The sequence below is a fragment of the Streptomyces sp. NPDC059456 genome, from assembly GCF_042750055.1.
Lineage (GTDB): Bacteria > Actinomycetota > Actinomycetes > Streptomycetales > Streptomycetaceae > Streptomyces.
In genome coordinates this window covers 1-10,481 of the sequence record NZ_JBHYVA010000030.1, presented here as the reverse complement: position 1 = coordinate 10,481, position 10,481 = coordinate 1, and the positions used below count along the sequence as shown (strand labels likewise).

General features: G+C 74.4%; 7 protein-coding genes and 2 pseudogenes. 8 read left to right on the top strand and 1 reads right to left on the bottom strand.

The features are described from left to right. The first annotated feature begins 380 nt into the window (after positions 1–380). The 4 genes from ACFXA3_RS05055 (at position 381) to ACFXA3_RS05040 (ending at position 6,806) form a co-directional block, all read left to right on the top strand. Entirely contained in the window at positions 381–2,591 is a 2,211-nt protein-coding gene (locus ACFXA3_RS05055; protein ID WP_385182093.1) for a molybdopterin cofactor-binding domain-containing protein, read from the top strand. Positions 2,592–2,619: 28 nt separating this feature from the next. Beyond that, a complete protein-coding gene (locus ACFXA3_RS05050; RefSeq protein ID WP_385182090.1) occupies positions 2,620–3,075 on the top strand; it encodes a (2Fe-2S)-binding protein in 456 nt (151 codons plus the stop codon). Positions 3,076–3,224: 149 nt separating this feature from the next. Further along, positions 3,225–4,805, top strand: a complete 1,581-nt coding sequence (locus ACFXA3_RS05045) for a helix-turn-helix domain-containing protein (RefSeq protein ID WP_385182088.1) — start codon at positions 3,225–3,227, stop codon at positions 4,803–4,805. A 51-nt stretch (positions 4,806–4,856) separates the two neighbouring features. After that, the gene (locus ACFXA3_RS05040) at positions 4,857–6,806 is read left to right on the top strand and encodes an APC family permease (protein WP_385182085.1); all 1,950 of its coding nucleotides are present in this window, start codon (positions 4,857–4,859) and stop codon (positions 6,804–6,806) included. 8 nt (positions 6,807–6,814) lie between these two features. On the opposite strand, the gene ACFXA3_RS05035 is transcribed toward ACFXA3_RS05040, so the two are convergent. Then, the gene (locus tag ACFXA3_RS05035; protein WP_385182083.1) at positions 6,815–8,095 is read right to left on the bottom strand and encodes a helix-turn-helix domain-containing protein; all 1,281 of its coding nucleotides are present in this window, start codon (positions 8,093–8,095) and stop codon (positions 6,815–6,817) included. Between the two features lie 284 nt (positions 8,096–8,379). Here ACFXA3_RS05035 and ACFXA3_RS05030 point away from each other — a divergent pair, with 284 nt between their 5' ends. From ACFXA3_RS05030 to ACFXA3_RS05015, 4 genes and pseudogenes are all read left to right on the top strand, one after another. Next, positions 8,380–8,997, top strand: coding sequence for a DUF6461 domain-containing protein (locus ACFXA3_RS05030; protein ID WP_385182080.1), 618 nt, complete (start codon positions 8,380–8,382; stop codon positions 8,995–8,997). 152 nt (positions 8,998–9,149) lie between these two features. Beyond that, positions 9,150–9,365, top strand: a pseudogene (locus ACFXA3_RS05025) (helix-turn-helix domain-containing protein); the annotation flags it as partial. Between the two features lie 235 nt (positions 9,366–9,600). Continuing rightward, positions 9,601–10,005 (top strand): hypothetical protein, encoded by a 405-nt coding sequence (locus ACFXA3_RS05020; RefSeq protein WP_385182077.1) that lies wholly within the window; start codon positions 9,601–9,603, stop codon positions 10,003–10,005. Next, positions 10,002–10,481: pseudogene (locus ACFXA3_RS05015) on the top strand (transcriptional regulator); the annotation flags it as partial. The gene ACFXA3_RS05020 and the pseudogene ACFXA3_RS05015, both read left to right, overlap by 4 nt.

The following is a 10,481-nucleotide window of genomic DNA, read 5'->3' as shown; positions in this document are numbered from 1 at the left end:
TTATCACACTCTGGGGGTGTGTGTCTCTCTCTCACTCTTCACCCCCCACACACACACTCGCTGTTTGGCGCGCCCCGGTTCTCGCGGGGGCCCGAGCCGCTCTTCCTCCATCGTCCTCCCGCGGCCGGAAACCGGCCCTTCGGAAGAGGCGGATCGATCGTACGGACGAGACGTACGAGTCCTCGGGGCGGCGCGAGCGGCACCGGGGCCGGATCAACGCCCGCCCCGGGGTACCCCCCGAACGAAGGACCCCGTCCCCGCACGGCGGTGACGGGGCCGCCCCGCTTCCCACCCCACGCGGTGATCGCTACGCTACGTGCCGGTAACGAGTCGGAGCGGCCCGCGAAGGCGGGCCCGCGCAAGGGCGGGGACACAGCACCATGGCCGGGCAGAGCCGCCGCTCCTTCCTCACGCACCTCGTCGCGGCGCCGACGCTCGCCCTCGTCACCCGGGCCGGCGCCGACGCCCTCGCCCCGCAGTCCGCCCACGCCGTGGTCCCGACCCTGCCCGCCCCGGCCGATCTGGTCGACCTCGGCGACCTGTTCATCCTGGCCGGCGCCCCGACCTCCGCCCTGCTGGCGCTGTCCGTGGAGGCGGACGGAACCATCCGCTTCCGGCTGCCGCGCGAGGAGGTCGGCCAGGGCCTCACCACCGCCGTCGCCATGCTCGTCGCGGAGGAGCTCGACGCGCCGCTGGCCACCGTCCGCATCGAACTGGACGACGCTCGGCCCGAGTTGCTGTTCAACCAGCTCACCGGGAGCTCCAACTCCATCCGTTCCCTCTACGACCCGGTCCGGCAGACCGCCGCCACCGCCCGCGCCCGCCTGGTCGCCGCGGCCGCGCGCAGGTGGAACCTCGCCGCCTCCTCGCTGACCACCGCCGACGGCGCCGTACGGGCCCCCGACGGCCGCACCGCCGACTACGGCGGCCTCGCCGCGGCCGCCGCCGACCCCGCCCTGTCCGTCCCCGGCGCCACCCCGAAGCAGGCGTCGAAGCACACCCTCGTCGGCAGGGCCACCGGCCGGATCGACGCCCGCGCCATGGTGACCGGCGCCCAGCAGTACACCCTGGACCTCGACGTGCCCGGCGCCAAACCCTGCGTGGTCCGCCGCCCGCCCACCCTCGGCGGCAGCGTCACGTCCGTCGCCAACCTGGCCGCCGTCCGCGCCATGCCCGGCGTCCTGCACGTGGTCACCGTCCCGACCGGGGTCGCCGTCGTCGCCGAGACCTTCGGCCAGGCCCTCGACGCCAGGGCCGCCCTCCAGGTCACCTGGGGCCCCGGCCCCGCCGACCGGCTCTCCGACGAGCAGATCAGGGCCAAACTGCGCGCCGCCACCCCGCCGCTGCTCGTGCCGCCGCTGCTCACCCCCTACGTGGACGCCGAGTTCGACTTCGCGTTCGTCAGCCACGCCCCCATGGAGACCAACTCCGCCGTGGCCGACGTACGGGAGGACCGCGCCGAGATCTGGTCCGGGCTCAAGTCCCCGATCGTGGCCCGCGAGACGATCGCCGCCGACCTCGGGCTGCCGCTCGACAAGGTCACGGTGCACGTCGTCCAGGCCGGCGGCTCCTTCGGCCGGCGGCTCTTCTTCGACGCCGCGCTGGAGGCGGCCCGCGTGTCCAAGGCCTGCCGCCGCCCCGTCCGCCTCATGTGGACCCGCGTCGACGACACCCGGCACGGCCGGATGCGCCCCGCCACCCACCACAAGATCCGCGCCACCCACCTGCTCGGCGAAGTGCTCACCTTCGAGCACCGGGTGGCCGCCGCCGAGACCGACTTCCGGCACGGGCTCGGCGAGATCATCACCGCCACCGCCGCCAGTCTGCCGCTCGGCATCGGCAACGCGACCCTCGCACAGACCCTCTTCCTGACGACCGTGAAGTCCCCGTACCACTTCGGGCTCACCACCCAGGCGCTCACCGAGGTGCCCACCGGCATCCCGACCGGGTCGTGGCGCTCGGTGTACTCCGCCAACACCCGGGGCGCCGAGGAGATCGTGGTCGACGAGCTCGCGGCACGGACCGGCAAGGACCCGTACGCGTTCCGGCGCGCCTTCCTGAAGACATCCGCCCAGCGCGCCGTGCTCGACAAGGCGGCGGCCGAGGGACAGTGGGGACGGCCGATGCCGGCGGGCTGCGCGCAGGGCATCGCCTTCCACGAGGAGTACAAGTCCCGTACCGCCTGCCTGGTCGAGATCGATGCCCGCGACCGGGAACACGTCCGCGTCACCAAGGCCGTCATCGCGGTCGACGTGGGCCTGCCCGTCAACCCGCGCGGACTGGAGGCCCAGATGATCGGCGGACTCACCGACGCGATCTCCACCACCCTGAAGGCCGGGCTCCACCTGGACAAGGGGCTCCCGCGGGAGGGCCGTTACAGCCAGTTCCACTGGGCGCGGCAGCGCGACACCCCGCGCGACGTACGGGTCTTCGTGCTGCCGGCCACCGGTGCGGAGCCCGGTGGCGCGGGCGAGCTCGGCGTCCCCGCGGCGGTCGGCGCGATCGCCAACGCCTGGGCCAGGGCCACCGGTGGCACACCGCGCAGCTTCCCCCTCGACTTCGACGTCGATTTCACCCCCTACCCCCGTTAGCCGACCGCCCGGTTCAGGAGAGTCCGCCGTGCCCTCGCACACCTTCACCGTCAACGGGCGGAGCGTCACCGTGGACGCGCCCGACGACCTGCCCCTGCTGTGGGTGCTCCGCGACCTGCTCGGCGTGCGCGGCCCCAAGTACGGGTGCGGCGTCGACGTCTGCAAGGCCTGCACCAGCCACCTCGACGGAGCGGACATCCGCCCGTGCGTGGTGCCCGTCTCCGCCTGCCACGGGAAGACCGTGACCACCATCGAGGGGCTGGCGGACGGCGACGAGCTGCACCCGGTGCAGGAGGCCTGGCTCGAACAGGACGTCTCCCAGTGCGGCTTCTGCCAGCCCGGCCAGATCATGGCCGCCGTCGCCCTGCTGAAGCGCACGAGCACGCCCACCGACGAGGACATCGACTCGATCGCCAACATCTGCCGCTGCGGCACCTACTTCCGCATCCGTGAGGCCATCCGCAGCGCGGCCGCCCGGATGTGAGCGAGAGGGGGCCCCGGCGACTCCCCCGTCGACGCCGGGGTCCCCGACCGCTCGTGGTCAAACGTAGGCGGGCGCCGCCCGGTCCGCAGGGTCCGCCCTGCACAGCGACCGGGCGGTACGGGTAACACTGGGCACAGTGTGCGCGCCGCGTGACCGGGCGCGGGCGCGACCCGGACCGGAGGGAGCCCGTCATCTCGCACCACCCGATGCCGCCCGCTGCGACGCCGTCGGCCGCGGACCGCTCCCGCAGCCGGTCCGAGGACGTCCTCAAACTGCACCGGCTCGCCCACTCCGGCGGCTCGGCCGCACTGGTGCAGTGGCTCGCCGCCCGGCTGGGCGGCTGGACCGGCGTGGTCGAGGCCGGGGGTGCGGCCGGTCCGGAACTCGCCCTCCGCGGGGCCGCGGAGCTCAGCTCCCGCGGCGTGCGCTCGGCCGTCCTGCACGGCGAACGCTCGGCCGCGCTGCTGTTCGCGCTGGACGGGAGCCGCGCCCTGGCCGCCGTACTCGACCTGCCGCACCACCCCGGGGCGTCCGCGCTCCTCGGGGACGCCGCCGAGGTGCTGGCCCTCGTCCTGCGCGCCGAGGAGGCAGAGCGGCGCGAGGAGCGGGCCGAGCGCGCCGAATCACGGGCCCGCGAGGCCGTCCTGCACCTGCTGATGAACGGCAGGCTCTCCACCGCCCACCAGATCGCCGAGGCGCTGTGCCCCTCGCTGCCCGATCCGATGCGGATGTACGTCGTGGAGTGCCGGGCCGGTGCACGCGGCGAGGTGGCCCGGCTCTGCGCGGAGCTGACGGGCGGCCGGGCCTGGACCGTGCGCTGCCCGGTGTACGTGCGCCACCTCATCGCCCTGGTCCCCGCGGGACCCGCCGCACCGGCCGGGGCCGGCGGCGGGCACGACCCCCTCGCCGAGGCACTGGTGGGGCAGGCCCGGGACCGCGCGGTCGGGGTCAGCGGCCACCTGTGGCTGCGCGAGGCCCCGGCCGCCTACACCCAGGCCTTCCACGCCCTGGCCGTCGCCCGCGGCCGCGCCGGGCGGCACGCCCGCTTCGGCCCCGGGCCGGAGCTGGAGCTGGCCGCGCACACGGCAGGGACCCGCTGGGCCGGGGCGCTGCTCGCGCCGCTGCACACGTACGAGCCGCGCCGCCCGCAGGACCCCGGCGCGCAGGAGCTGCGGGCCACCGCCCACGCCTGGCTGAACTTCGGCTCGCATGCGACGCGGCTGCTGAAGGTCCACCGCAACACCCTGGCCACCCGGCTGCGCCTGATCGAGTCGGTGCTCGGGGCGGACCTCGCGCGGCTGCCCGACCAGGCGGTGCTCTCGCTCGCGCTGCGGCTGACCCCGGGCGGAGGGGACACCTCCCCGGCCGGGGCGGCCGGCGGTCTGTGCGGTCCGGACGGTGCGGGCGGTCTGCACGGTCCGGACGGTGCGGGCGCGCTGGACGCCGTACTGGGCCACCCCGACCTGACGGCCTGGGCCCGCGCCCACCTGGAGCCGCTGACCGGGCCGGACGCGCCGCCCGGCGCCCGCGAGACCGTGCGGGCCTGGCTGCGCAACGACGCCCACCTGGTGCCGACGGCGGCCGCACTCGGCATCTCGGTGCCCGGCACCCGCAAGCGGCTGACCCGGATCGAGGCCCTGCTGGAGCGTTCGCTGCTGCAGTCGCCGAGCGCCCGCCACGACCTGTGGCTGGCCCTGCGGGCCGAGGAACTGGCCGGGTCCACCGTATGACACAGCATCAAAACGGGGCATAGTGCATGAAATATGCACGATCATGCCGGGATGAGGCGTATCAATCTGAAGCGCGTGCTGGTGGGTGAACCGCTCGACACCGCACGACTGGGCGAGACCCTGCTGCCCAAACGGCTCGCGCTGCCGATCTTCTGCAGCGACCCGCTCTCCTCGGTGGCCTACGCCACCGAGGAGATCCTGCTGATCCTCGCCCTCGGAGGTGTCACGCTGCTCCACCTCACCTGGTACGCGGCCGCCGCCATCGTGTTCCTGATGATCGTGGTCGTCGCCTCCTACCGGCAGACCTGCCACGCCTATCCCGGCGGTGGCGGTGCCTACGTCGTCAGCTCCGAGAACCTCGGCCAGACCGCCGCCCTGACGGCCGCCAGCGCCCTGCTCGTCGACTACGTGCTGACCGTCGCCGTCTCCGTCGTCTCCGGCGTCGACGCGATCACCTCGGCCATCCCCTCCCTCAGCGACCACGAAGTCGCACTGTCGGTGGGGTTCGTGGTGCTCCTGATGCTGATGAACCTGCGCGGCGTACGGGAGTCGGGACGCATCTTCGCCGTTCCGACCTACGGCTTCGTCCTCGTCATCTACCTCATGTTCGCCGTCGCGGCGGTCCGCCTCGCCACCGGCGAGACCATCCACGCCGAATCGGCCGACCTCCCGATCATCCCCGAGGGCACGTTCACCGGCCTCGGCCTGGTCCTCCTCGCCCTGCGGGCCTTCGCCTCCGGCTGTACGGCGCTCACCGGCGTCGAGGCGATCAGCAACGGCGTGCCCGCCTTCCGCAAACCCAAGAGCCGCAACGCCGCGAACACCCTGGCCGCGATGGGCGCCCTCTCGGTGACCATGTTCCTCGGCATCACCGTCCTCGCCATGGTGTACGAGGTGCACGTCGCCGCCGACCCGACGGAACTGGGCCTGCCCCCCGGCACCCCGATGTCCACCGCGCTCGCCCAGATCGGCCGCGCCACCTTCGGGAACTGGCACTTCCTCTTCTACCTGCTCCAGGCCGTCACCGCGGGCGTGCTGATCCTCGCCGCGAACACCGCCTTCAACGGCTTCCCGATGCTGGCCTCCATCCTGGCCAGGGACCGGTACGCGCCCCGCCAGCTCTTCAACCGCGGTGACCGGCTCGTCTACTCCAACGGCATCGTGCTGCTCGCCCTCGCCGCCGTCGCCCTCATCGTGGCCTTCGACGCCCAGCTGACCCGCCTCATCCAGCTCTACATCATCGGCGTCTTCGTCTCCTTCACCCTCTCCCAGGCGGGCATGGTCCGGCACTGGCGACGGGTACTCGCCGCCCCGGACACGCCCCGGGACCAGCGCATCCACATCCACCGCAGGCTGGCGATCAACGCGGTCGGCGCCACCCTGACCGCCGTCGTCCTCGTCATCGTCCTGCTCACCAAGTTCACCCACGGCGCCTGGCTGGTCGTCATCGCGATGCCGGTGCTGTTCGTGGGCATGAAGGGCGTCCGCCGGCACTACGACCGGGTCTCCGCCCAGGTCGCCGTCGCCCCCGGGATCAAACCGCGCAAACCCTCCCGCCACCACGTGCTCGTCCTGGTCGCCAACGTGCACGCCCCGACGCTCAAGGCGCTCGGCTACGCACAGGGACTGCGCCCGGACACCCTGACCGCCGTCACCGTCGCGGCCGACGAGGAGGACGCGCGCCGGCTGCGCGAGGCCTGGGCGGAGCACGACCCGGGCGTCCCGCTGAAGATCCTGCACTCCCCGTACCGGGAAGTGGTCGGTCCGGTCCTCGCCCACGTGCAGGAACTGGCCGCCGCCGAGGGCACGGACGTGCTGTCCGTGGTGATCCCCGAGTACGTGGTGGGGCACTGGTGGGAGCAGCCCCTGCACAACCAGAACGCGTTCCGGCTCAAGGCCCGGCTGCTGTTCACCCCGGGGGTGGCGGTGATCGACGTACCGTACCTGCTGGAGTCGGCCCGGCCGGCCGTACCGCCCGAGCCGGCGCGGGCGACGCAGTAGCCCCCCGCTCACCCGCTCCGACGCGCGCCGCGGCCGCCCGGAGGCTTCGCGTCGCCCGGTGTACCCGGTGTACCCGGTGCGGTGGACGCGGCCGTCGCGGCCGGCGTGCCCGCGGCCCGCTGGACCACCGCCGCATGGGCCAGCGCCAGCTCCACCACGTGCGCCGGGTCCGACAGCATCCGGCCCGTCAGCTGCTCCAGGCGCCGCAGCCGGTTCGAGACGGTGTTGCGGTGGCAGTACAGCCGCTGGGCGGCGTACGTCGTCGAGCCCCGGCAGGTCAGCCAGGTGCCCAGCGTGGTCAGCAGCACCCGGCGGTCCTCCGCGGGCAGCGCCAGCACCGGGCCCAGCACCACCTGCCGCAGCCGCCCAGCGAGTTCGGCCTGCGAGGCGACCAGCGCCGTCGGCAGCCGCTCGTCCAGCAGGGCGGTGCACGGACCGCCGGAGGCCGGGACGGTGCGCAGCGCCAGCGCCGCCAGCCAGCGCGCCCTGGCCAGGTCGCCGGGGCCCTCCACGACCGGGCTGACCCCGGCCCGGGCCCCGAGCGGGCCGAGCAGCTCCCGTAGGGACTCCAGCGGATGGTGGCCCAGTTCCACCAGGCCGGTCTCCCCGTCGGCGCGGATCCGCCACAGCACGCGCGGGCCGTCGGCGGCCGGCTCGCCGCCGACCCGGCCGGCTCCGGCGGGGCCCGCGGTGCCGCCGGGGGCGAGGACGACGACCGCGAACCGGCCGTGCTCGGGAAGGCCCAGCTGCGCCGCGGCCTCCGAGACCGCGGGGCCGTCCGCGGGGCCCGCACCGTCGAGCAGCGCGTCCAGCAGCGCCGCCCGGCGCTCCCGGTCGCGGTCGCAGCGCGCGGCCTCCGTGCGCCGGTACGCGTCGGCCACCGCGTCCGTCAGCTGGTCCAGTACGTCCCACAGCACGGCCGCGGCCGGCAGCAGCCGCGGCAGCGCCGCCGGGTCGTGCACGGCCACCGCCTCGTGGAGGTCCTGCCACACCAGGCGGCCGCCGCGCCGGTAGGTGCGCAGCAGCGAGGCGAGCGGCAGGCCCTGTTCGGCCCGCAGGGCGCCGGTGGCCCGGGCGTCGGCCAGCTCCACGGGCAGCCCGCGGACGCCGCGGACCAGGCCCTCCACCGACTGGCGCAGGTTGTGGTGGATCCGCTCGCGCAGCTCGGCCCGCCCGAGCAGGGCGGCGTACGCGGGATCCTCGGCCAGCGTCCGGTCGGCGAGCCGGTCCGCCGTCACCGCGATGCGGCGGGACAGGTCCTCTCGTATCTCCTCGATGATCCGCTCCATGACGGGCAGGGTGACACGGGGGAGGGGGCGGTGGGGAGGGCCCGGACCGTACCGCGTCCGCTCGCGTGTCCGAACCACTGCATGCGCACGGCTCCGGAGCCGTGCTCCGCCCGCCACCCCGGCCGCCCCGGCGGACACCGGGGCGCTGCCGGCGTCGCCCGATCCTTACCAGGTGGAGGGGCTCGGCGCCACGATGGTCGGACGTCTCCTCCCGCAGCGCCCCGCGCACTGGCTATGGTGCGGCCGGGGGAGTACCGGCACGACGCGAGGGGGCGGAGGAGACCGTGGAGAGCACCGAGGGCACGCGCGACGGCATCCGGTGGCTGGCGGACTGGGACGGCTGGTACGTCGGCCTCACCTTCGCCCGGGGCATACCACCGGGCGAACTCGCGCTGCGCCTGGGCGCGGTGCCGGGCGTCCGGCCCGGCCCGCTGGGCGCACGGGACGCCTGGAGCCTGGCCGCCGAGACGATGGACGGCGACGGAGTCGCCCGCGTCGGGAGCTGGGCGGGCTGGTCCTTCGCCGTCGAGCACGGCCTGCCGGCCGGCGCGGAGCGGCTGGCCGAGGTCTCCCGGTCCGGCGCCGAGGCCGTCCACCTCGACCCCCAGCCGGACCACCCGCCCCGGCAGTTCGCGTACGCCCGGGACGGCGAGGTGGTGTGCTGCTTCGGACTCGGCGAGGAGTGCTGGCGCGGCGGCCGCCGGCCCGACTTCCTGCTCCCGGAACTCGTCGCCGCCGGGCTCCTCGAACCGGACGGCACCCACGCCGGCCCCGGGGACGAACCCGGCGCGGACCGTGACCGCCGCACCCTCGCCGTCCTCGAACACCGCTTCGCGCTCTCCCTGCCGCGCCGCCTGATCGAGGAGACCCCGCTCCCGGCCTTCGTGACGTGCACCCACTAGCAGCCGTGCACCCCGGCCCGGTCGGAACCGGGGCGAGCGGGGGCGGGGCGTGGTGATCTCAGGTCCGGACGTGCGCGAGTCAACTGGGATTGCGGGCGCCGAGCGACTTTCATGGGGGTGCCAGGACTCGTACCGGAGCAGGGGGAGTATGCATGGGCACCGACGGAAGCCAGAAGGACAGCGCACCCACCCTGATCGGTTCCGTGCAGCGGGCGCTGCGCCTGGTCGAGGCGATGTACGCCGAGGACGGGGCGACGGCGAAACGGCTCGCGCGGGTCACCGGGATTCCCCTGCCCACCGTGTACCACCTGCTGCGCACCCTCAGCCACGAGGGGTACGTCGAGCGCGAGGGCGGCTCCTTCCGGCTCTCCGGCCATCTTCCGCTTGCTTCGTGAACTGCCCGTGCGCGCCCGCGCGTCCGGCGGCCGTGATCAACATTCGTGATCAGAAGTCGACTGGTTCCGGCCAAGCTGCCACGCTGTTCTGTGCATGTTCCCGCGGAAAATGCCAGAAGCCCCTTCCGCGCTGTGGAACGTGAGTAAGTTCCCTCCTGTCGCGCCGTAGACCGTGCACTTCGCACGTCTGGCCGGGAGGGGAGCCCGCGTGCCCGGGATCGACGAATGCCTGCTCGAAGCCATGGCCCTGCCTGGTGCGCGGGGGGCCGCGCTGGTCGACTGGAGCAGCGGACTGGCCCTCGGTACCGCCGGGGACTCGCCCGTCGGCGACCACGAGACCACCGCCGCCGAGACCGCCGAGCTGGCCCGGGCCGCCGCCGAATACGAGTCCTTCGCCCAGCCGGCGACGGACCCCGCACCGGGTGAGGTCCTGGGCCAGCCCGTGGAGGACCTGATCGTCACCACACGCACCGGATACCACGTCCTCCGCTTCGTCGAGACCAGCTTCGACAGCAGCGTCTTCCTCCACCTCTGGCTGGACCGCACCGACGGCAACCTCGCCCTCGCCCGGCACAGACTGCGTGCCCTCGCCGAGGAGCTGGTCCTCAGATGAACGGCACCCAGGTGGGTGGCCTCGCCACCGTCGCCGTCTCCCCGCTCCTGACCCGGCTGGCCGCCGAACGCGCCACCGGCGCCCTGCTCCGCGACCGCGGCACCCTCTTCCTGGAGGACGGCCGAATAGTCCACGCCGAGAGCCCGGCCACCCCCGGCCTCGACGTCCTGCTCACCACCGGCGGCGGCCTCGCCCCCGAACGCTGGCGCGAGGCCGTGGACCGGGCCGGCGCCCACCGCCAGGTCGCCCGCTTCCTCGTCGACAGCGGGGGCCTGGCCGGAGGCGAACTGGAGATCTGCCACCTCGCCGCCATCTTCGACGCCGCCTTCTTCGCCCTGTCCCCGGGCACCGGGCCCTCCCGGTTCCGCCGCGGCGCCACCCACTGGATCGGCTCCGTCCGCTCGGTCCCGGCCGCCGCCGTCGAGCGGGAGACCCGCCGCCGGCGGGAGCTGCTCGACGCGGTGTGGCCGTACCCG

Bases quoted from the DNA above. Each gene is read 5' to 3' on its own strand.
- ACFXA3_RS05055 (WP_385182093.1), top strand. From the start codon at position 381: ATGGCCGGGCAGAGCCGCCGCTCCTTCCTCACGCACCTCGTCGCGGCG.
- ACFXA3_RS05040 (WP_385182085.1), top strand. From the start codon at position 4,857: ATGAGGCGTATCAATCTGAAGCGCGTGCTGGTGGGTGAACCGCTCGAC.
- ACFXA3_RS05035 (WP_385182083.1), bottom strand. From the start codon at position 8,095: ATGGAGCGGATCATCGAGGAGATACGAGAGGACCTGTCCCGCCGCATC.